This is a genomic window from Veillonella sp. 3891 (genome assembly GCF_003992315.1).
In the GTDB taxonomy this organism is placed as follows: Bacteria; Bacillota; Negativicutes; order Veillonellales; family Veillonellaceae; genus F0422.
The window spans coordinates 198,669-220,194 of sequence record NZ_RQVE01000001.1 but is presented as its reverse complement, the minus strand read 5'-3'; the positions used below and the strand labels follow the sequence as shown (position 1 = coordinate 220,194).

The window sequence follows — 21,526 nt, the reverse complement described above, 5'->3', positions numbered from 1 at the left end:
CTTGAAGCTATTTGATAGCTCATTCATTTTCGTTGTTGCCAATTACTTGGCTAGAATTTATTTGGTTGGTTTCAACTTTGTGAAACCCGCACTCTGGCTTATGTTTACTTCTTTCGAAGTAATTACCTTACATTGTTCAGTTTTCAAAGATCAATTTTGTCATTCACAACACTGTGTTGTGGCGACTAGATTATAATAACAGATTCACAACATCGTGTCAACAGTTATTTTAATCTTTTTTTAATTTTCTTAGTTAATAACTTTTGAGAAAATTAAAAGTGCTTGTGACTCAAGCACTGAATGTATTATATGATATTTTTAAATAAATTACAACCCCTCTTTCACATAAAATTTTCATGTATTCACTATAGAATTTTTTTAATAATTGTCCAACCATTACGCAGTAACTCCAAGGTATTTTTACTAACCAACTTACACAAACATAAGAAGAGCATGGCGTACTCCGAACATACACTCACAAACTTTTACCGTAGGAACGTAGTTATATGTATAACGCTTTATGACGTTTCTTACTCTCTAAGTTATACAAATACAAGAGGGGCATGACGCACTTTGATCAAACGCTCACACTTTTTCTCTGAGGAACATAGTTATGCCTACTATCCTTGTAGCGTTTCTTACTACCTAAATTACACATATACAAGAAGACCACGATGTACTCCGAACATACACTCACAAACTTTTACCCGAGGAACGCAATTACGCGTAGAACGACTTGTCGCAGTGTTATTGACTTAATCATGCATATATAAGAAAAGCACGATGTTCTTTCAATCAAACACTCACAACCCTATCCCTGAGGAACGCAGTTATGTGTAGTAGCCTTGAGGCGTTTCTTACTATCTAAATTACACATATACAAGAAGAGCACGGTGTGCTCCGAACAAACACTCACAACCTTCCTCTGAGGAACGCAGTTACGCGTAGAACGACTTGTAGCAGTGTTATTGACTTAATCATGCAAATACAAGAAGAGCACGGCATGCCCTCGAACAAACATTATGAAATACCGTTTGAGAGAGGGTATGTCGTGCTCTTCCCTTCATCATATTCAGTTAATAACCGCCACAAGACAGAATAGCATCACAAGTGACGTTTTAGGCACGTACGTTTCGTGCATCCTTTTTATTTTTCGACTTCCAAATTGCCCACAAGGATGTAGCAACGCAAATGGAGGAATATGCACCACTTACGAAACCAACAATCATACATAGAGCAAAGTTCTTTGTTGTATCCCCACCAAAGAAGTATAAGGAGCAACATGCGAACAATACTGTAGATAATGTATAACAAGAACGATGAATACTCTGATGGATACTTGCATTCGCAAGATCTGCAAATGTATCTGTACGCTTATGGGTATGTGTATTTTCACGAATACGGTCAAAGATTACGACAGATTCGTTCATAGAGTAACCGATAACTGTCAAAATCGCCGCCAAGAAGGACGAATCAATTTCTAAATGAAAGAAAGAGAATATCCCCAATACCATGATAAGGTCATGGAAAATGGCTGACAAACAAGACAAGGCTACTCGGTACTCAAATCGATACGTAATATATAATGCTAATGCCACGAAAGCAATGAGCAAGTTAGTCAAGGCATGCTCTGTGACTTCGGAACCAATAACGGCACCCACCGATTCAATACGCTTCACCGTACCTTCCGCTAAATTTTTATTCAATGCTGCTACCACAGCTTGGCTTTCACTAGCTTCAAGGTTACGAGTACGAATCATTACGGTTTTACCTTCTGATTCAGTAGCATCCGCACCAGATAATTGGATTACTGCATTTTCTAATTCAAAGGCTTTCAAATTTTCCCGCACAGCAGATACCTGCACTGGTTTACTAAATTCCACTTCTACAATGGTACCACCTGTAAAGTCGATACCAAAGTTAAATCCATACATAAACATGGAAATGATACTTAGAATAACCGCAATGGAGGAGATACTAAACCACCAACGATGACGTTTTATTACATCAAATGTCATTTTTTCTTATCTCCTTTCTTAAATGCTTCAATGGTAACAGATGGAGATACATTAGAACCATACCAGAATGGACGGTTCGTAATTTGCGCTGCAATAAGCATATGCATTAAAGTACGGCTCATGGATACAGCTGTAAACATAGATACAATAACCCCTAATGCCAAGTTGATAGCGAACCCTTTTACAGGACCACTGCCTAGAACAATAAGGATAACCGCTGTAATCATAACAGATGTATTTGCATCAAAGATTGTATCGAAAGCACGACGGAAACCAGATTCCATGGACATGCGCAATGTTTTACCTTCCACCACTTCTTCTTTGAATCGTTCAAAGATCAGGATATTCGCATCTACGGCAACCCCCATACTAAGAATAATACCAGCTACACCTGGCAGGGTCATGGTCGCATTCAAGGCATGCGGTCCTAGGATCGCTACCAAAATTAACACAAACACTAACAAAGCAATAGTTGCTACAAATCCAGATAATCTGTATAACACAAGCATAAATGCAATGATTAAGGCAATCCCAACACCAAAAGCTACGACAGATTTATCTTTAGAATCTTGACCCAAGGTAGGACCAACTGTACGCACTTCCATAACTTCTACTTTAACAGGCAGCGCACCGGAACGCAGCAAAATAGCTAAGCTTTTGGCTTCTTCTAAGTCACGGCTACCAGTAATACGAGCACTACCACCAGTAATTGGTTCGTTTACCACTGGATTTGTCAACTGCTCACCATCCAAGTAAATACCAATATGACGACCGATATTAGCTGTTGTTAAAGCGCCGAATTTTTTCGCCCCTTCATCTGTTAATTGGATGTTAACAGATGCTTGTTTACCTTCTAATTGTTCTTTCGCATCTTTTAAATCATTACCATCTAAATGGACTTTGCCATTTTCATCACGGAACTCAAGAACCGCTGTTTTACCAACTGTTTCGATGGCTTTTTGTGGATCTTTTTCACCAGGTAATTCGATAATGATACGTTTTTTACCTTCTCGTTGAATGATAGGCTCTGTTAAGCCCATTTCATTAATACGACGGCCTAAAATTTGAATAACCCGTTCCACTGCATCATCTGTGACCACATTTGGACCAGAATCTTGCGCTTCTAATACAATATGGGTACCACCTTGCAAATCTAACCCTTGTTTAATAGAGTTAGCAAGTGGTCCAATGAGCCAAATAAACAGGCCTAAAATCACTGCCACTACGCCAAAAAAGCGTAAAGCTGCTTTTGTGTTCAATGGATTCCCTCCTATTCTTTATAACAATGGATACTCTCTGATGGTGTCACAATTGTGTGCATCCACTCATCATGAGGTGCCATAGGCAACATTTCTTCTGATATTTGGTTATCCCAGGCTATACCGATTCGTTTTTCTACAGCAATTTGTTGTAAATATCGGTCATAATATCCAGCTCCCATTCCCATCCGGCCACCTCTTCGATTAAAAGCAAGACCGGGAACGAGAATACAATCCAATTGTTGAGGTTCTACAACTACATGCGGTTCTTTGGGAATCCGTATTCCCAAAGTTCCACTGGTAAGGTCCTCTAAACTCTGTATGCGAACTCCTACCATATCTGTCTTCGTCACACACACAGGCACATATATATACTTACCCTGTTGCAATGCCTTTGTAATAAACATATCTACATTGGCTTCCTTAGGCATAGCCAAATAGGCCATAATATGCTCTGCATCAGCTACTGCTGGAATGGACCAAAGTCGATCCGATAATTGTTGAGACCAGATAGAAACCTCTTGGACTTGTACATTGCGACGACGTTCTAAAAACGTCCTACGCAATGCCGTTTTATCCATTACTTATGTTCCTTTCCAAGAACTTGAGCTATGGCTGTACGAGCAAACTTCATTTCCACTTTTTCAGATACTTGTAACACTAATGTATCTTCCGTTAAGGAAACAATTTCTCCGTAAATACCGCCAACAGTCAATACTTTTTGACCTTTTTTTAGGCTGTTCAATAACACTTGACGTTGTTTTTGTTGTTTCTTTTGCGGACGATATAGCAAGAAGTAAAAAATCACGACCATAATCAATAATGGTAAAACCGCTTGCCCTGTTTGTCCTTGGAAAAATTCTAAGAAATCCATAAGTCCTCCTATTTAGTAAAATATTGCCAGAACTCTTCGCGGAATGCTACAAAGCGATCTTCTAAGATGGCTTTACGCATTTGACGCATAAATTCTAGTAAGAAATATAAATTATGATACGACACCAATCGGAAAGCTAAAATTTCTTCTGCCTTGTATAGATGTCGAATATAAGCTCTTGAATAGTTTTGGCATGTATAACAGCCACAACCTTCTTCAATAGGACCCCAGTCACGCATGAAAGACGCATTACGTAAATTCAATCGCCCTTTCCATGTCATGGCCATACCATTTCGTGCCACACGTGTTGGATATACACAGTCAAACATATCGACACCACGAGCTACCCCTTCCACTAAACAGTCAGCAGTACCAACACCCATCAAATAACGAGCTTTATTAGTAGGCAACAATGGTGTTGTATATTCTAGCACTTCATACATCAGATCATGTGGTTCCCCTACAGAAAGGCCACCGATGCTATACCCTTCAAAGTCCATAGATACTAATTCTTTGGCGCTTCTTTCACGAAGGTCTTTATACATACCACCTTGCACGATACCGAACATACCTTGATTCTTAGAACGACGTGCCTCTTGGCAACGTTCCGCCCAACGTGTGGTCCGGGCTGTCGATGCATCTGCATATCGATGATCTGCAGGATATGGAATGCACTCATCAAATGCCATCATAATATCAGAACCTAATTGTTCTTGTACTTTCGTTGCCACTTCAGGAGACAGAAATTTTTTAGACCCATCTAAATGAGATCTAAAATTAACTCCTTCTTCAGTGATCTTGCGCAATTTTCCCAAGCTAAACACTTGGAATCCGCCGCTATCCGTTAAAATAGCCTGATCCCAATTCATAAATTTATGCAAGCCCCCAGCCTCTTCTACGAGTTCTGGACCTGGCCGCAAAAATAAATGATAGGTATTACTCAAGATAACTTGAGATCCCATCGCTTTCAACTCCTCTGGGGCTAATGTTTTCACCGTCGCCTGTGTCCCAACGGGCATAAACATCGGCGTTTCATAGGTCCCATGTGGAGTATGCAATAACCCTGCCCTCGCACCTGTATGGGGGCATTGTTTTTGCAATTCATATCTAATTGCCATATATACACTCCTTTATTACTTTTGTATTATAACACAATTTTCAATTTATCGAATGAACATTGCGTCACCGAAGCTGAAAAATCTGTACTTTTCACGGACTGCCTCTTCATAGGCTGCTAGACAATGCTCTCTACCAGCCAAAGCGCTAATAAGCATAAGTAACGTAGACTGTGGCAAATGAAAGTTAGTAATCAATGCATCTACCATCTTGTACTCATACCCGGGATAAATAAAGATTTGCGTCCAATCGGATCCACTCCTTACATGCCCTACCTCAGTAGAGGCTGATTCTAATGTGCGCACTGATGTAGTTCCTACGGCAATCACTCTTCGCCCTTCTGCTTTGGCACGATTCACCAGCTCTGCAGTTTCTTCCGACACGTGATAAAACTCCTTATGCATATCATAGTCTTCAATAGATTCTGCCGACACAGGGCGGAATGTACCTAGTCCTACATGTAATGTAACAAATCCAATTTGTACCCCTTTGCACTGAATCTCATCTAATAATTCTGGCGTAAAATGTAAGCCCGCAGTGGGTGCTGCAGCTGATCCTTTTTCTTTGGCATATACCGTTTGGTATCTATCTTTATCCTCTAGTTTTTCATGGATATACGGCGGCAATGGCATTTCCCCAATATCATTGATAATCTCATCAAAATTACCATTTGGCTTAAATTGAATCAGTCGACCGCCAAAATCTGTATGGTCTATGACCTCCGCTTCTAAGTTATGGCCAAAGGATAAGAATTGTCCCTTTAGACATTTTTTTCCAGGCTTTACCAAGCACTCCCAAAGATGTTCTCCTTTGGGAGTTAACAATAATACTTCTACCTTGCCGCCCGTTCCTTTTCGTTCTCCATACAAACGAGCAGGGATGACCTTAGTGTTATTGAAAATTAACACATCCCCTTCACATAATTCATCTAGTATGGAATGAAAGGATGCTTTATGGCTTATTGCTCCACTTACCTTGTCCAAAATCATCAATCGTGACGTATCCCGTGGTTCCACAGGATGTTGGGCAATGAGTTCCTCAGGCAAATCATAATTAAAATCAGATACTTTCATACTATTCCTCTTATTAATTGTACAGTTTCGTAAGTGCCGTACCTTGGTAATAATGTTGTAAAATCACTTTATAATAATCAGGCTGGCTCGCCTCTTTTCGACTCGCCATTTCCGCCGCTCCCCACTGTGAAAGTCCCAAACCATGTCCCCAACCATACCCATGAATTGTCACAGTCTGATTGCCTTTACTAAAGATATGGTTAACTTTTACGGAAGAACCCTGAATTCGACTCGGTGGGGTTTGTCCTACATAAAAATCAAATAAGGTGGACTTTAAGCCAAATATGCCTTGTACCTGTTCTCCTGTGAGCGATACAGAACCTTTTTCACCGATAAATTTCATCGTTTTTACACGCCCTGATACCCCACGATCTTGTACTTTCATAGGTCGATCTGCTAATGGAGATAGTTCAATCTTCTGTAAGTATCCTACAGATTTGCTGGCGCCAGCTAATTTCTGTTCTATACTTTGACGGCTAGTGATAACATTCCACACCGTGGTCCCTTCATGATTAGAATAATCTACTACACCTTTTAGATATGGTAAATCATTGCCCCACAGGTTTACACTATCCTCTGTATAACCACCACCATCAGAGTGAAAGAGGGCATTAATGGGTTGTCCTTGATAAGTAATAACCACACCATGCGTGCGCTTTACTGCTGCATTAGTACTGGAAAATTCGCTATTTTTACCTCCATATACTTGGTCAGCTGTAGTAGTTCCAATATCATATATACTATTTTGTTTGCTCTTCATGGAGTATAAAGCATAGGTTCTAGCTGCCACTGCTTGTGCTTCTAGGGCCGGCGTAGGCCAACTAGGTACTACTTCTTCTGGCACTACCCCTTGTACATATTGTTCTAACCCCAGTACATTGAGCACACTCATAGTTCCTGATGCATTACCATGCACAGTGATGGCTCCTCGGTAGGTTTTTCCCAATGTTTGCAATTCAGATCCATATCTGCCTTGTGTATTTTGAACAGTAATGGACGTATCAATACTATGGCCATTTATCTGCACTGATCCGCCTCCACTTGAAACTGTTATGCTCTGGTTTTCTTTGATAGTTTGTACTTGATGTCCACGACTATCGAGAACAACCATAGGCATAACGCTACTAATGGTAAAAGATTGTGATCGATGCCCTAGCAATACTCGTATCACTGGCTCTCCACTAGAACTCGATTCACGTACCGTATTAGCTACTGCGTTGGTAGTTCCTGTTTTATCTTTTTTATTGGACTCCGATACTGCCTGTTTTACAGCATTCGATGCTTTCACTGTAGGCTTCTGAATCACTCGTTTTGGTACTGTTGTAGCTTTTCTTTCGTTCGGTTTCACAAAGGTTGATTTCACCAATGTACGTTTCGGCACTTCCTTTTGCGGTGCAGCCATCCCTACAAATGGTACACCCCCTAATAGAGCCGTCATCACTGCTATCGCCACATAGCGATATCCTAGTTTTTTCATGCATCCACCTTTCTAGGGATTCCCAAGTGGTCATAGGCAGCAGGAGTCACGATACGCCCACGATTTGTTCTTGCCAACAAACCAAGTTGCATCAAATACGGTTCATACACATCTTCAACACTTTCACGTTCCTCACTCACAGAGGCTGCAATCGTGTCCACCCCTACAGGACCACCATCGAATTTTTCAATGATAGTGCTTAAAATACGTCGATCTATACGGTCTAGACCTAGTTTATCAATATCTAATCGCTGTAAGGCCTGATCTGCAATTTCTTTTGTAATCACACCATCACCCAATACTTGTGCTACATCACGAACACGTTTCAACAAGCGATTCGCAATACGAGGAGTTCCTCTAGAACGACGAGCGATTTCACTAGCCCCTTCTGGATCCATATGAATATCTAAAATATCAGCAGAACGGCTCACAATAAATTCTAACTCATTTTGTTTGTAATATTCTAAACGGCTGATTACACCAAAGCGATCACGCAAAGGCGCTGCCAAAGATCCTGCGCGTGTGGTCGCACCAATCAGGGTGAATTTAGGCAATTCAATGCGCACAGATCTAGCACTTGGACCTTTACCAATAATGATATCTAAAGCATAATCTTCCATAGCAGAATATAGCACTTCTTCTACAGACCGAGACAGACGATGGATTTCATCGATAAACAGTACATCTCCGGGCTGCAAATTGCTCAATAGTGCCGCTAAATCGCCAGCTCGTTCTATGGCTGGTCCAGATGTAACACGAAAGTTTACGCCTAATTCATTGGCAACAATACCCGCTAAGGTAGTTTTACCCAATCCAGGAGGCCCATATAACAACACATGGTCCAATGTATCCCCTCGTAGCTTAGCCGCTTCAATAAAAATATGAAGATTTTCTTTCGCCTGGGTCTGCCCAATATATTCTTTTAAATAGCGAGGACGAAGACTGAATTGCCAATTGTCTTCCTCCCGTTCTTGCATGGTTACAATTCGATTTTCTTGATCCATTCTTATCGCCCTTTACCCAATGCCGCTAATACTTGTTTTAATAAAACTGGCACTTCCTGTGTTCCATCGTAGACATCTTGGATCACTGTCTGTACCTCTTGTGCGCTGTACCCTAATGCCATGAGCGCTTCTAGCACTTCCTCTGTAATACCTACAGGCACCTGTTCTACTGGTGAAATTCTTCCTGTCGTCGTGAAAGTTCCTGCAATGCCGAGGCTTTCAATTTTATCTTTTAACTCTAGCACCAATCGCTCTGCTGACTTTTTACCAATACCAGGCAATTTTTGAAGACCTTTTGTATCACCACTAATGATGAGTCCTACAAAATGTTCTGGACTTATGGCCGATAAAATGCCAAGGCCCAATTTAGGTCCCACTCCGGATACGGAGATGAGCAGCAAAAACAACTCATAATCTTCCATGGTCAGAAAACCATATAGCTGAATAGCATCTTCACGAACATTAGTATACGTAAACAAACACGTTTCCTCGCCTACTTGTAATTGACTTTGCACTGAGCTAGGCACGTACACACGATATCCTACATCATGAACATTGACGTACACCGCTTCCAGTAATCGATGGGTAACAATCCCTTTTATATATGCAATCATAAATTCCTCACAACTGTAAAATTTGCTTTAATGTATCCGTATGGGAACTATGGGCTGTACAGATAGCAATCGCCAAAGCATCCGCTGCATCATCAGGCTTAATTTTTTCACGAATCCCCAATAAGTTCATTGTCATATACGTGACCTGCTCTTTTGTAGCTTTCCCATAGCCCACCACAGATTGTTTCACTTGCAATGGTGTATATTCATAAATCGGTAAGTCTTGTTGACTCGCCGCCAATAAGGTAACACCTCTTGCTTGTGCTACGCCGATACCCGTTGTTACATTGCGGGCAAAATACAATTTTTCTATACCAAACTTTTGAGGGCGAAATTCTTCTAAAATATCGCTTAGTTCATTAAATATAATTTCTAACCGGCTTGCTTCTGGCGTTTTTGCCTCTGTGGTTATCACTCCATAGGTAACAGGTTTTAAAGAGCTCCCTATGACATCGATGATACCATAGCCACAAATCGCATAGCCCGGATCTATTCCAATAATTCGCACGCTATAACCTCTGATTTCTTTTCATTGTTCCAATCATTTAATTATAGCAAATTTATAGAACATCTGCACCTATAGTATCCCTTTTTCTAATAAGCTTACATAGATGCCATCACCAATAATGATATGATCCAACACAGGGATACCCATCACTTCTCCAGCTCTAGCAAAAATTTTAGTCACCCGTACATCATCACTACTCTCGGTAGGATCTCCTGATGGGTGGTTATGCATCAAAATAATAGCCGCCGCATTGGCATCGATAGCTTGACGGAATACTGCTCGTTGCTCCGCCGTACTACTAGTCAATCCTCCTTTAGAAATCAGAACAGGCTTAATCAATTTATTTTTTACCGTCAATAATAAGACATAAAAGTGTTCTTCTGTTTTATGACGAAGACGTTCCATCATGTAATTAGCTGCCGCCTCCGGAGTGCTAAAATCTTCCCAATCTCGTTTCACTTTCATCTGTCCTAGACGTCTGCCCAGTTCGATAGCCGCGCAAATAGTCACCGCCTTGTCTTGCCCAATGCCATCAATTTCTCGCAAAGCATCTACGGTAACATTGTTCAAGCCTCCTACCAATCCTTCCATGCGCTTTACCACATCACGAGCTACTTCCAAGACAGTAGCTCCCTTTCGACCTGTTCGTAATAAAATGGCTAATAACTCTTCTAACTCTAGCGCTTCAGCACCTAAGGCAATAAATTTTTCTCGTGGCATTTGATACGATTGTAAGTCCAACATAATTCCTCCAACATTTGAAAGTACATCCTTTAGTCCTATAAACGACAACACGCCACACTCCGAAGAGTGTGACGTATCATTATGTACCATAGTAGGTACCCATATATCTTTCTTTATAATGTATTCGCTATATACTGAAAAAACCCTTTTATTTTCTTCAAACTTTGTCTTACATCTTCTAGCGATTGAGGTCTAACTGTCACAACACATCCTAGAATACACTTCCTATGTAACCTATACAAACTGCTCTTACTCTTTCGATTCTGCTGTTTCAGCTTGACCTTGCCCATATACATTGGCTGCATAAGTCTCAAAATCTTCACCATATTTAAAGGCATCTTCTCTTAGGTACGCATGAAAAACGACTTGGTCTTCTTTCACCTGTATCAAATTCGGTACATGCTGTGCTAAGATATCAAAGAACTCTTGTTCTGCTTTCAATAACACACGGCCATGTTTTAATTTTTTGCCTTCCACTACTGAATAGGCTAATGCCCATACAGGGCGATCATCGGTAGAAGACAACTTTCGATATTTATAACGGAATTTTAAAGGGGGCATCATGGACTGCTTAAATCGATACACTCCGTTAATCATAGCATAGGGTATGACCATTCGTTTCTTTCCTAGTAAACCTAACTCATCAACGATAAGATCAGATTCTGTTAAGGTAAATGTGTAAGTTCCCACTGCTTGCGACACAAGAACAAATAGTATAATTCCTTCTATTAATATTTCCGCTAATGCTACACTACCCAGCTCCATATAACGCCATACACTATATGCTAAAGCCAGTACTGCTAGTGCAATAAATACACTGACTAATGCAATTCCAGCTTTGGAATGCTTCGATTTTTCTTGATACTGTATAGACATACTTCCACCCTTTCCTAATTAGCATCACTCCTATTGCTAGGATAGCAATGGATGAAAGCATTTGTCAACAACAAAAAGAGCCCCCTCATAGAGGAGACTCTTTGACAGATAATCAGAGATTACCAGTTTTTCATCACTAATGGGCTAGTAATACGTTTTGTATCACGAGCGATCATGATTTCTTCGTTTGTAGGAATTGCAAAGATTTTAACTTTGGAACCTTCTGCACTGATTTCAGCTTCTTTACCACGAACATTATTGCGTTCAGGGTCAATACGAGTACCTAAGTATTCTAAACCGTTGCAGATTGCATCACGGTTACCAATACCATTTTCACCGATACCAGCTGTGAATACGATAGCATCAACGCCACCCATAACAGCTACATATGCACCGATTGTAGCGCGTACTTTGTAATGGAACATATCCAATGCTAATTGAGCACGTTTATTACCTTCTTCAGCAGCTTCTTCGATAACACGGAAGTCATTAGATACACCAGAAATACCGAATACACCAGATTTTTTATTCATGATAGCATCGATTTCATGGTATGTCATATCCCATTTTTCCATCAAGTAAGGTACGATAGCTGGGTCGATATCACCACAACGAGTACCCATAATCAAACCAGACAATGGAGTGAAACCCATGGAAGTATCGATAGAACGGCCACCTTTGATAGCTGTAACGGAAGAACCATTACCTAAGTGACAGGATACGATACGAAGATCGGACATGTGTTTACCCATCAACTCTGCTACACGTTGTGCCACATATTTGTGGGAAGTACCATGGAAACCATAACGGCGAACACCTAAATCAGTGTATGCTTCGTATGGAAGACCATATAAGAATGCCTCAGCTGGCATTGTTTGATGGAATGCTGTATCAAATACACCAACTTGTGGTACATTGGGCATAATTTTTTGGCATGCTTCGATACCTTGGATGTTTGGAGGATTGTGAAGTGGAGCGATTTTTGCGCATTCTTCCAATGCTTCCATCACTGCTGGAGTGATTAATACAGAATCAGCAAATTTTTCAGCACCATGTACTACACGGTGACCTACAGCGTCGATTTCATCCATAGAACCAATTACACCGTGCTCTGGATCTACTAAAATATCCAATAAGACTTGTAACGCCACTTTGTGGTCAGCCACTGGTTCGATGCGTTCTAATTTGTCAGCATCTGGACGGCGATGAGTGAAAATAGCATCATCGGAACCGATTTTTTCAAATTGACCTTTCGCCAATACAACTTCATGCTCCATATCAATTAATTGATACTTCAAGGAGGAGCTACCGCAGTTTACAACTAAAACGTTCATGTCTTATCCCTCTTTCTTAGTAACTTGAATGTGTCCATTCACACGTTGATTGATGTCTTCCCCTTGTGGAGAACTATCACTGTATGAATAGCGTATATTCCACAGTACACCTTTATTAATAAAAGTATACTGAGTAAACCTAATTTTTTGTCCATTAGCACCTGCCAGCATTGTAGATTTCACAGCCTGTACGCCGTCCACCTGTACTTGCTCTTGGTCCCATGGTATATTGGCACCCGTTTGGCCTAATTCTTTCACCAAAGCTTGTTGCCCTAATTTTGCGCCCTCTTCTAGCGTTGGCAATGGCGCTCCTGTAGAAGACTGTGTAGCACTTACATAGACACCATAATTTTTATCCAGTCCTGCATAGATGGTCAAAGGTTGTCCCTTTTCATTGGCTGTAATTCTATCCAACTGACCGAAGTCAAACGGAGAGTCTACAATCACTTCTGATTGACCTACATTGATGACTTTCTGACCAAAACTATAGGTATCGATGGCTTGTTGACTACCACAGCCACCTAAGAACAACACCATCCCTAAACCAAGGGCTATGATATATTGTTTCATATAGTCACCTCTAATAGACACAATTTCTACAGTCAATTATAACATTAATTTCACGTTTTTTTCTACCCCTTTTTGTGAGCTATTTCATGCATAGCAAGTCTATTGTATATAACTATTTCGTATAGTACACTCCCTCTTCTTGCTATTCGCAAAAAATATTCATCATTATTTTCTTAACAAATTATATGCTCTATGAGTATCATTTATGAAAGTATTATCTCATGATATACTAATATACATAATAGGAGGTACTAGATTATGAACACCATAGGAATTATTGCAGAATATAATCCCTTTCACAAAGGGCATGCCCATCAATTACAAGAACTTCGGCGTAAATATCCTGACTCAACCTTGCTCGTAGTGATGAGTGGCGACTTTGTGCAACGAGGAACACCTGCCATATTTTCTAAATTCCACCGTGCCCAATGGGCTGTCATGGGCGGTGCCGATATTGTATTCGAGTTACCTTCTATGTTTTCCGTTAGCTCTGCGGAATATTTTGCAGCTGGTGGGGTTCGGTTATTACATGCTTTAGGATGTGATGCTATCTCCTTTGGGGCTAGCCATACACAAGTAGAAGAACTTGTGTCCGTCGCCAAAACTCTAGATCATCCTAGTACACAAGAATCGTTGCGCTCCTTTTTGGAGCAAGGGTACTCCTATGGTACAGCCTTACGTAAAGCTGCACAACTTTTTCATTCAGTTAGTTTCTCCAGCACTGAAGATTTCCTAGGGAAAAACATATCCGATACCATGCTTGCATCAACAGAACAAGAGGCATCAAAAAATAATGTACTAGAAAACTCAAACCATATGCGCATATTGGACACTGACCCTAACACTATCTTAGGCATTGAATACATACGCGCTTTACATCGCTATCATATCGAGTTAAACATTATTCCCGTGGAGCGCACTAGTTCCCATCACAATCCAACCTTAGGAGATTCCTTACCATCTGGCACAGCGTTGCGAAATGCTATTTATGCCTCCACCGTTTTAGAAGAAAGCGCTTCCAAGTGGTATCAATACCTCCCCCCTATCGTATCTCCTCTTGCTAGAGACATCGTGCAAGCTAACTATTATGCCAATCTAAACCGCTATTACGATATGATACACCTTACCAGTCGTGTAATAACAAAAAAAAAATTACAAACCTTGCATGATATAAGTGATGGCCTAGAAGATGCATGGCTCACTGCGAGCGCCCTCTCCTCTTGGGAGCAAGCCCGTGAAAGTTTAAAATCAAGACGCTACACTTATGCTCGTCTCAATCGCATCGCTGCGTACAGTCTCTTTAGTCGCACTAAAGAGATATTCCAAGAGTGCCACCAGCAGGGGCCTACCTATGGTCGTCTCCTAGCTTTCAATGACCGAGGGCGTCAATACTTAAAAGAAAAGCGCTCCTCTATCCCTATCGTCCAAAAATGGGCACCTTTTTGTCAGCAAGCAATAGGAATTACAAAAATGTTGTGCGAACAAGATCAACTAGCAAGCCGGCTATGGCGACTCACCGTAGACAATCCACGTTATCGTGACAGTCATTATGATTACACTACTAGTCCTCTATACATTAACTAAGATACATCCAATAAAAAGCACGCCTACCTCCTACGCATTGGGAGATACGGCGTGCTTTTATTTACCTCTGCAACTCATGTATAGATTCCAATAAGGCATCTATAGCTATATCAATTTCCTCATAAGAAATGGTTAATGCAGGAAGTAAGCGAACCTTTTGTTTTGCACTTAACAACACAACCCCTTTTTCCAAGCAAGCTGCTAATACATCTTTTACAGGTACCACCGTTTCGATACCAATCATCAAACCTTTACCTGAAATAGAGAGAATTCCTTCTTGCCCCATTAATCTATCCTTTATATATTGTCCTTTTTCACAAACTGACTGCAACATAGTATCATCAATACGGCTCATAATCGAAATAGCACCTGCTGCACATATAGGGTTCCCACCAAAGGTAGATCCATGATCTCCTACTTGCAATACATGCTCCACTTTTTCCCCTAGCAAAGTAGCACCCATTGGTAATCCACCAGCTAATCCTTTAGCAGTACTCACAATATCAGGTTTTATACCGTAATGCTCATAGCCATATAGTTTACCTGTTCTGCCATTACCCGTTTGTACCTCATCCATAATGACCAATATATCATGATCATGTGCATAGTCGACTACTGCTTTTACAAATGCCTCATCTAAAGGCATAACTCCGCCTTCGCCTTGTATGGACTCCATCATGATAGCACAAACGCTTTCATCTCCTAGGTAATTTGGAATCGCGTCTATATCATTCGGTGGCATATAGGAAAACCCTTCTGGAAAGGGGCCATAGTATTGATGAAACACATCTTGCCCTGTAGCAATTAATGTTCCCAATGTTCGTCCGTGAAAGCTATTCTGCAGAGTCACTACACGATATCTATTGGGCCCATAGCTATCATAGCTATATTTACGTGCTACTTTAATCGCACATTCATTGGCTTCTGCACCTGAGTTACAAAAGAACACTTTTTTCATACCTGTTTTATGACATAGTATTTCAGCTAACTTTGCCTGCGGTGATGTATAGTATAAATTAGATACATGATTTAAAGCCTTCACCTGTGCTATCACAGAACTTTGCCACTGCTGATCACAAAACCCAAATGCAGTTACCCCAATTCCAGAACTCATATCAATATATGTTTTGCCAGCTGTATCAATTAAAGTGGATCCTTTACCTTGTATAAATTCTACTGGTTGTCTTCCATAGGTATGGGCAATATACATTGTATCTAATTGTTGTGTATCCTCTACCTCTGTTGCTTTCACAACATCTTGTATATGTGCTACTAGTTTCTCATTTACCTGTTTAATCCCCATAACTGCGTTACTCCTTTATGAACATAGTTCCTAACCCTTCATCTGTTAATAATTCAATTAATATAGCATGAGGGATTTCTCCATTAATGATAAACACTTTTTTGGCTCCTGCTTGTAATGCATCGATACAAGAGTCTACTTTAGGAATCATACCTCCCGATATGATTCCTTTTTCTTTCATACTGTTTACCTCTTGTACAGTTAAAGAACTAATTAATGAGTTAGGGTCTGTCACATCTGTTAAAACTCCATCTATATTTGTCATAGCTATCATAGTTTCCGCTTGTAATGCCCCTGCAATATAGGATGCCGCTGTATCTGCATTAATATTGTATACCTGCCCAGAATCATCTACACCCACAGTCGCAATGACTGGAATATACCCTGCTGATATCGTCGTTTCTATTAAGGATGTATCCACTCGATCGATGACTCCCACAAAGCCAAGAGCCGCTTCCTTTTGGTGTGCATGTATCATATGTCCATCAATGCCACATAACCCTACCGCCTTACCGCCTAATACTACGAGATCTGCCACTAAATCTTTATTGACTTTTCCCGCTAATACCATTTGTGCTACATCTAAGGTTTCTTCATCTGTCACTCGCAATCCATTATGAAAAGTGGAAGTTTTCCCAACAGCTTTTAAAGTTTCATTAATCGTTGGTCCTCCACCATGAACAAGCACGACTTTAACCCCTACTAGTTGTAAAAGCAACAAATCTTTCATAACACTTTTTCTTAAAGTAGGGTCTGTCATGGCATTTCCACCATATTTAACTATCACATATTGATTACTGTATTGTTTAATATACGGCACCGCCCCCGTCAATAAATGTGCCCTTGTCATATTATCTATCATCGCTATATCTCCTTATATATGTAACCCCGCTGTTTCGTTTAGCCCTAGTGCAATATTCATATTCTGTATAGCTGCTCCGGAGGCACCTTTTCCTAAATTATCATACATAGCGTGAACTACAACACGTCCGTCTTGCCCTGTCACCAATATCTTCATACCATCATGACCACTCATTGCATTAGCACTAATCATTCCATTATCTTGAGGTTCCACAGAAATAATCGAGCTGTCTTGATATGCCATTTGATATACTTCCAGGATCTGTTCCATTGTCATAGGTTCTACCAGATCATCCATAGCCAACGGTACAGAAACAAGCATACCACTATAATAATCATCCACTATAGGCATGATAATCGGCTCCGTGGTAAATCCACACTGATGGACTACTTCTGGTAAATGTTTGTGTTGCTGCCCCAAAGCATAATGGCGAGGAGCCCACAAGTCTATTCCTTTTTCACTTCCCTCATAGGATTGAATCATAGACTTGCCACCCCCACTATATCCTGTTAATGAAATGGCCGTACCATGATATGTGTTAGTTAACAAGCCTTGCTGCATCAATGGGTACCAAATAGCAATCATCCCACTAGCATGGCATCCTGGGTTAGCTATCCATTTGGCTCTTTGAATCTGTTGACGATGTGCCTTGCTTAATTCTGGAAATCCATATACCCAGCTTTGATTCACTCTGAATGCAGTGGATGCATCAATGACTACTGGTCCTTTAGTCTCCGTCCATGTTTCTTGGAACGCTGCAACCATATCTCTCGATGCTTGATCCGGCAAGCACAAAAACACAACATCCGCTTCTTTCGCTACTTTCATAATTGTAGGTACATCTTTACGCAGTTCTTCTGGAATCGGTAATATCTCTACATTAGGATGAGTTTGTAATCGCTCGTCAATTCTCAGCCCCGTCGTTCCCTCTCTGCCTACGATACAAGCTTTATACATAGGGTTCACTTCCTTTCATTGGATACTTTCCGAAGGTAGCTACCATCACCGCTTTTATAGTGTGCAATCTATTTTCTGCTTCTTCAAAGGCTAACGAATGTGGTCCTTCAAATACCTCTTCTGTTACTTCGATTCCATCTAATCCAAACCGTTCTAAGATATCTTTACCAACTTGTGTATCCCCATTGTGAAAAGCTGGTAAGCAATGACAAAATTTAATCGATGGGTTACCACTAAGTACTAGCATATCCTGTGTGATACGGTATGGTAAAAATTCTTTAATTCTTTCTTCCCACATGTCGTAAGTGTCACCCATGGTCACCCATACGCCTGTGTATATAACATCTAGTCCTTTCACACCTTCTTCTACAGTATCTGTGAAAGTAATAGTCGCCCCTGTTGTGTTAGCAATTGCAAGGCATACTTCATAAATCGCTCCCTTAGGCGCATATTTCTTTGGCCCAATCACACGAAAGTCCATACCTAATTTTACTGCCCCAATCATTAATGCATGACACATATTTGACTGTCCATGCCCTACATAGGCAAACGATATATCTTTTAATGGTTTTTCCACATGTTCCATTAATGTTAAAAAGTTCGCCAATGTTTGTGTAGGATGATCCGCATCTGTAAGACCATTCCACACAGGAACACCTGCATACTCTGCCAAGGTTTCCACATCTTCTTGAGCAAAACCTCTAAACTCTATAGCATCATACATAGACCCTAGCACACGGGCCGTATCTTTTAATGTTTCTTTTTTATTCATTTGTGTACCACTAGGCCCTAAGTACGTCGTATGTGCGCCTTGATCGGCCGCCCCTACTTCAAAAGCGCACCGAGTTCTAGTGGAATCTTTCTCAAAAATAAGAGCAAAATTTTTCCCTTCCAATAGCTTTTTCTCTTGACCAGCTTTTTTGTCTTGTTTTAATATAGCTGCCAACTCTAAAAGATAATATATTTCTTCTGGCGTATAATCCAATAACGTCAAAAATGATTTTCCTTGTATGTTCATCCTATTCATCCTCCCAATCCTTAATACTAGTTTTGCCTCTTTATGCTACATTATTTTTTAGTAGTAACACTACTTAAGCGTTCCCATACAATAGCAGCCATCATAGTAGCACCTGATGTCAAAATACTTTCATCAATAGTAAATCCTGAATTATGTAATGGTGGATTCCCCTCAAATCCAGTACCTAACCAAATGAAAGTCCCTGGAATATGCTGCAAATAGGCAGAAAAATCTTCCGCCGCCATAGAGGGATACTCCATCATTTGCACAGCATCTTCACCTAGATAGTCAGCCACCACAGAGGCTGCATACTCCACGGAAGAAGGTGTATTAATCGTAGCTCCATGTCCCCGTTTATACTCGATTGTACTGTTTGTTCCAAACATAGTATCAAGGGCCTTCAAACTTTCGGTCAATCTAGCTTCCATATAGTCCCGCTTATTCGGATCATAGGTTCTACAAGTTCCTTCCAAGTGAGCTAATCCAGCTCCTACATTGTATCGTTCCCCAGCTTGGAATATGCCAATTGTACAAACAACTTGATCCATTGGATTTGTCTCTCTAACTATAATAGATTCCACAGAGGTAATCCAGTTAGCTGCCGCTACTATGGCATCAATTCCGTTGTGTGGCTCCGCACCATGTGTCGCTTTCCCTACAATATCTACATTAAATCTATCGGATGCCGCCATAAAATGCCCTGTTTTTAGACCTATTTTACCTACTGGTATTTGAGGCCATACATGAAGACCAAAAATTTCATCTACTGTATCCAACACTCCTGACTCCATAATGCCTTTCGCGCCAGCAACCAAAGCTTCTTCTTCTGCTGGTTGAAAAACAAGAGTCACTGTACCATACAGCTCATCACGAACACTCTGCAAAATACTAGCTACACCTAACAAAATAGCTATATGACTATCATGTCCACACGCATGCATAACTCCCGTTTGTTCCGAGGCAAATGGCAAGCCAGTAGTTTCTACGATTGGCAATGCATCCATATCTGCCCGCAATGCAATATTAGGTCCATCATGTCCACCATATATGGTTCCAATCACTGCATAGCCGTATACATTTTCTTTGTATTCTATGCCTAATGTACGCAATACATTTATAATCAGTTTTTGTGTGTCTTTTTCTTTACCAGATAGTTCCGGATGTGCATGAATATGTCTCCGCCATCCTATCATATCCTTTGTAAATTCCATCGCCAATTTCTTAATATTTGCATTCATAAGAATCTCCTCTTTTCAATAATGTATTTTTATTCTTTATGAATGCATAATATCATATACAGATTATTTATGCAATAATTTATGAATATTTATTCTTTATAGTGTCTATGTATATAATTCATAGACACAAAAAGTCCCCTGTACTGAACGCATCATTGCACTCAGTACAAGGGACTTTTCTATTACAACCATTCTGGAGGATCTACGATCATCTTACCACCTTCAATATCAATGGTTAATACCACTGTTTTCAAAGCTGGTAATAATAAATCTGGCTTCCCCTCTTTAGCGACTACGTACACATCGTTTGCACCAGGTTGTAGTACTTCTTTTACAATGCCTAAATCATTACCTTCTGTATCTTCTACGGCAAGGCCTTCGATTTCAAAGATATAATATCTATCTTCTGGCAATTCCACCAAATCTTTTCTTGGCACTTTAATTTCTTGTTTACCTAAACGTTCCACAGCAGTGCGATCAGGTAATTCTTTGAAAGTAGCCAAAATAAACTGTTTATGAAATTTTGCAGATGTAATATGGTATACTTGACCATTGATGTAGCACACATCCATTTTCATAAACCGTTCTGGAAAGTCTGTTCTCGGCAATATACGAACATCGCCCCGCACACCGTGCGGAGCGACGATCACACCGATAGTAATCAGTTCTTGGGGATCCATTATTTACGGAATGCCACAACTTTGCCATCTTCTAGCAAAATTTCAGACCCTAGAAGAGCATCTAAGTTATCACCGATTTTCACAGTAATAGTTTGCTCCATTTGGCCTTGGGCGATTTCAGAACCAATTTCAAGCTTTTCCGCTTCTTTCAAATGCTCTGCTACTTGAGCTTTGAACGCTATACGTTGTTGCTTATCTTCCTCGATTTGTTGACGCAATTGGATTAAACCTTGTGCATCAATTTTTGCTTGTTCACTTAACAAACGTTTAGCTTGAAATTCGATTTGTTGTAAATCTTGGTCCGCCATATTCATTTGTTGTTGTAAATCAGCAATAATTTTGTTTTTTAAAGTGTCCGTAACCTTAGACTTAATTGCCACGGGTACGCGTAATGTCATTTCTTCCATGTTACCACCC

General features: G+C 40.4%; 22 protein-coding genes. 1 reads left to right on the top strand and 21 read right to left on the bottom strand.

What is annotated here, in order from left to right; genetic code table 11:
- Positions 1-1,118: 1,118 nt before the first annotated feature.
- The 14 genes from secF to EO118_RS01045 form a co-directional block, all read right to left on the bottom strand.
- Complete coding sequence (secF, locus tag EO118_RS01110; protein ID WP_127068221.1) at positions 1,119-2,018, bottom strand: protein translocase subunit SecF; 900 nt, start codon at positions 2,016-2,018, stop codon at positions 1,119-1,121.
- Positions 2,015-3,277, bottom strand: a complete 1,263-nt coding sequence (gene secD, locus EO118_RS01105; RefSeq protein ID WP_127068220.1) for a protein translocase subunit SecD — start codon at positions 3,275-3,277, stop codon at positions 2,015-2,017. Before secD ends, secF begins: the two co-directional genes overlap by 4 nt.
- 11 nt (positions 3,278-3,288) lie before the next feature.
- A complete protein-coding gene (locus EO118_RS01100; RefSeq protein ID WP_127068219.1) occupies positions 3,289-3,858 on the bottom strand; it encodes a 5-formyltetrahydrofolate cyclo-ligase in 570 nt (189 codons plus the stop codon).
- Complete coding sequence (gene yajC / locus EO118_RS01095; RefSeq protein WP_127068218.1) at positions 3,858-4,151, bottom strand: preprotein translocase subunit YajC; 294 nt, start codon at positions 4,149-4,151, stop codon at positions 3,858-3,860. The genes EO118_RS01100 and yajC overlap by 1 nt, the downstream gene beginning before the upstream one ends.
- Positions 4,152-4,159: 8 nt before the next feature.
- Positions 4,160-5,269, bottom strand: coding sequence for a tRNA guanosine(34) transglycosylase Tgt (gene tgt, locus EO118_RS01090; protein ID WP_127068217.1), 1,110 nt, complete (start codon positions 5,267-5,269; stop codon positions 4,160-4,162).
- A 45-nt stretch (positions 5,270-5,314) separates the two neighbouring features.
- Positions 5,315-6,340 (bottom strand): tRNA preQ1(34) S-adenosylmethionine ribosyltransferase-isomerase QueA, encoded by a 1,026-nt coding sequence (gene queA, locus EO118_RS01085; RefSeq protein WP_127068216.1) that lies wholly within the window; start codon positions 6,338-6,340, stop codon positions 5,315-5,317.
- Between the two features lie 13 nt (positions 6,341-6,353).
- Positions 6,354-7,817 carry a SpoIID/LytB domain-containing protein gene (locus EO118_RS01080; RefSeq protein ID WP_240626890.1) on the bottom strand — a complete coding sequence of 488 codons (1,464 nt, stop codon included), beginning with the start codon at positions 7,815-7,817 and terminating at the stop codon, positions 6,354-6,356.
- Positions 7,814-8,821 carry a Holliday junction branch migration DNA helicase RuvB gene (gene ruvB, locus EO118_RS01075; protein WP_009353399.1) on the bottom strand — a complete coding sequence of 336 codons (1,008 nt, stop codon included), beginning with the start codon at positions 8,819-8,821 and terminating at the stop codon, positions 7,814-7,816. The genes EO118_RS01080 and ruvB overlap by 4 nt, the downstream gene beginning before the upstream one ends.
- Positions 8,822-8,823: 2 nt before the next feature.
- On the bottom strand, positions 8,824-9,435 hold the full coding sequence (ruvA, locus tag EO118_RS01070; RefSeq protein WP_127068215.1) for a Holliday junction branch migration protein RuvA: 612 nt from the start codon (positions 9,433-9,435) through the stop codon (positions 8,824-8,826).
- A 7-nt stretch (positions 9,436-9,442) separates the two neighbouring features.
- Positions 9,443-9,943, bottom strand: a complete 501-nt coding sequence (gene ruvC, locus EO118_RS01065) for a crossover junction endodeoxyribonuclease RuvC (protein WP_009353415.1) — start codon at positions 9,941-9,943, stop codon at positions 9,443-9,445.
- Between the two features lie 69 nt (positions 9,944-10,012).
- A complete protein-coding gene (gene radC / locus EO118_RS01060; RefSeq protein ID WP_127068214.1) occupies positions 10,013-10,687 on the bottom strand; it encodes a DNA repair protein RadC in 675 nt (224 codons plus the stop codon).
- 249 nt (positions 10,688-10,936) lie between these two features.
- On the bottom strand, positions 10,937-11,563 hold the full coding sequence (locus EO118_RS01055; protein WP_127068213.1) for a hypothetical protein: 627 nt from the start codon (positions 11,561-11,563) through the stop codon (positions 10,937-10,939).
- A gap of 119 nt (positions 11,564-11,682) precedes the next feature.
- The gene (locus EO118_RS01050; RefSeq protein WP_127068212.1) at positions 11,683-12,897 is read right to left on the bottom strand and encodes an acetate/propionate family kinase; all 1,215 of its coding nucleotides are present in this window, start codon (positions 12,895-12,897) and stop codon (positions 11,683-11,685) included.
- A gap of 3 nt (positions 12,898-12,900) precedes the next feature.
- Positions 12,901-13,467 carry a hypothetical protein gene (locus tag EO118_RS01045; RefSeq protein ID WP_127068211.1) on the bottom strand — a complete coding sequence of 189 codons (567 nt, stop codon included), beginning with the start codon at positions 13,465-13,467 and terminating at the stop codon, positions 12,901-12,903.
- 258 nt (positions 13,468-13,725) lie between these two features.
- Here EO118_RS01045 and EO118_RS01040 point away from each other — a divergent pair, with 258 nt between their 5' ends.
- Positions 13,726-15,051, top strand: a complete 1,326-nt coding sequence (locus EO118_RS01040; RefSeq protein WP_127068210.1) for a nucleotidyltransferase family protein — start codon at positions 13,726-13,728, stop codon at positions 15,049-15,051.
- A 61-nt stretch (positions 15,052-15,112) separates the two neighbouring features.
- Here EO118_RS01040 and EO118_RS01035 read toward each other — a convergent pair whose 3' ends face one another.
- From EO118_RS01035 to EO118_RS01005, 7 genes are all read right to left on the bottom strand, one after another.
- Positions 15,113-16,261, bottom strand: a complete 1,149-nt coding sequence (locus EO118_RS01035; RefSeq protein ID WP_240626893.1) for an acetylornithine/succinylornithine family transaminase — start codon at positions 16,259-16,261, stop codon at positions 15,113-15,115.
- 100 nt (positions 16,262-16,361) lie between these two features.
- A complete protein-coding gene (gene argB / locus EO118_RS01030; protein ID WP_127068208.1) occupies positions 16,362-17,216 on the bottom strand; it encodes an acetylglutamate kinase in 855 nt (284 codons plus the stop codon).
- Between the two features lie 12 nt (positions 17,217-17,228).
- Positions 17,229-18,173, bottom strand: a complete 945-nt coding sequence (gene argC, locus EO118_RS01025) for an N-acetyl-gamma-glutamyl-phosphate reductase (RefSeq protein WP_164723835.1) — start codon at positions 18,171-18,173, stop codon at positions 17,229-17,231.
- Positions 18,166-19,191, bottom strand: a complete 1,026-nt coding sequence (gene argF, locus EO118_RS01020; protein WP_127068206.1) for an ornithine carbamoyltransferase — start codon at positions 19,189-19,191, stop codon at positions 18,166-18,168. The genes argC and argF overlap by 8 nt, the downstream gene beginning before the upstream one ends.
- A gap of 50 nt (positions 19,192-19,241) precedes the next feature.
- Positions 19,242-20,429: a M20 family metallopeptidase gene (locus EO118_RS01015; protein ID WP_127068205.1), complete on the bottom strand. Its 1,188-nt coding sequence runs from the start codon at positions 20,427-20,429 to the stop codon at positions 19,242-19,244.
- A 182-nt stretch (positions 20,430-20,611) separates the two neighbouring features.
- Positions 20,612-21,109, bottom strand: coding sequence for a ribosome maturation factor RimM (gene rimM, locus EO118_RS01010; RefSeq protein ID WP_127068204.1), 498 nt, complete (start codon positions 21,107-21,109; stop codon positions 20,612-20,614).
- A complete protein-coding gene (locus tag EO118_RS01005) occupies positions 21,109-21,516 on the bottom strand; it encodes a YlqD family protein (RefSeq protein ID WP_127068203.1) in 408 nt (135 codons plus the stop codon). The genes rimM and EO118_RS01005 overlap by 1 nt, the downstream gene beginning before the upstream one ends.
- Positions 21,517-21,526: the final 10 nt, after the last annotated feature.

Excerpts from the sequence above, each read along its gene's own strand:
- EO118_RS01040 (WP_127068210.1), top strand. The coding sequence starts at position 13,726 with ATGAACACCATAGGAATTATTGCAGAATATAATCCCTTTCACAAAGGG.
- EO118_RS01055 (WP_127068213.1), bottom strand. The coding sequence starts at position 11,563 with ATGTCTATACAGTATCAAGAAAAATCGAAGCATTCCAAAGCTGGAATT.
- EO118_RS01050 (WP_127068212.1), bottom strand. The coding sequence starts at position 12,897 with ATGAACGTTTTAGTTGTAAACTGCGGTAGCTCCTCCTTGAAGTATCAA.
- EO118_RS01045 (WP_127068211.1), bottom strand. The coding sequence starts at position 13,467 with ATGAAACAATATATCATAGCCCTTGGTTTAGGGATGGTGTTGTTCTTA.
- tgt (WP_127068217.1), bottom strand. The coding sequence starts at position 5,269 with ATGGCAATTAGATATGAATTGCAAAAACAATGCCCCCATACAGGTGCG.
- yajC (WP_127068218.1), bottom strand. The coding sequence starts at position 4,151 with ATGGATTTCTTAGAATTTTTCCAAGGACAAACAGGGCAAGCGGTTTTA.
- EO118_RS01035 (WP_240626893.1), bottom strand. The coding sequence starts at position 16,261 with ATGTATATTGCCCATACCTATGGAAGACAACCAGTAGAATTTATACAA.
- EO118_RS01100 (WP_127068219.1), bottom strand. The coding sequence starts at position 3,858 with ATGGATAAAACGGCATTGCGTAGGACGTTTTTAGAACGTCGTCGCAAT.
- ruvB (WP_009353399.1), bottom strand. The coding sequence starts at position 8,821 with ATGGATCAAGAAAATCGAATTGTAACCATGCAAGAACGGGAGGAAGAC.
- argB (WP_127068208.1), bottom strand. The coding sequence starts at position 17,216 with ATGATAGATAATATGACAAGGGCACATTTATTGACGGGGGCGGTGCCG.
- ruvA (WP_127068215.1), bottom strand. The coding sequence starts at position 9,435 with ATGATTGCATATATAAAAGGGATTGTTACCCATCGATTACTGGAAGCG.
- EO118_RS01080 (WP_240626890.1), bottom strand. The coding sequence starts at position 7,817 with ATGAAAAAACTAGGATATCGCTATGTGGCGATAGCAGTGATGACGGCT.
- argC (WP_164723835.1), bottom strand. The coding sequence starts at position 18,173 with ATGTATAAAGCTTGTATCGTAGGCAGAGAGGGAACGACGGGGCTGAGA.
- rimM (WP_127068204.1), bottom strand. The coding sequence starts at position 21,109 with ATGGATCCCCAAGAACTGATTACTATCGGTGTGATCGTCGCTCCGCAC.
- radC (WP_127068214.1), bottom strand. The coding sequence starts at position 10,687 with ATGTTGGACTTACAATCGTATCAAATGCCACGAGAAAAATTTATTGCC.
- EO118_RS01015 (WP_127068205.1), bottom strand. The coding sequence starts at position 20,429 with ATGAATGCAAATATTAAGAAATTGGCGATGGAATTTACAAAGGATATG.
- EO118_RS01005 (WP_127068203.1), bottom strand. The coding sequence starts at position 21,516 with ATGGAAGAAATGACATTACGCGTACCCGTGGCAATTAAGTCTAAGGTT.
- argF (WP_127068206.1), bottom strand. The coding sequence starts at position 19,191 with ATGAACATACAAGGAAAATCATTTTTGACGTTATTGGATTATACGCCA.
- queA (WP_127068216.1), bottom strand. The coding sequence starts at position 6,340 with ATGAAAGTATCTGATTTTAATTATGATTTGCCTGAGGAACTCATTGCC.
- secF (WP_127068221.1), bottom strand. The coding sequence starts at position 2,018 with ATGACATTTGATGTAATAAAACGTCATCGTTGGTGGTTTAGTATCTCC.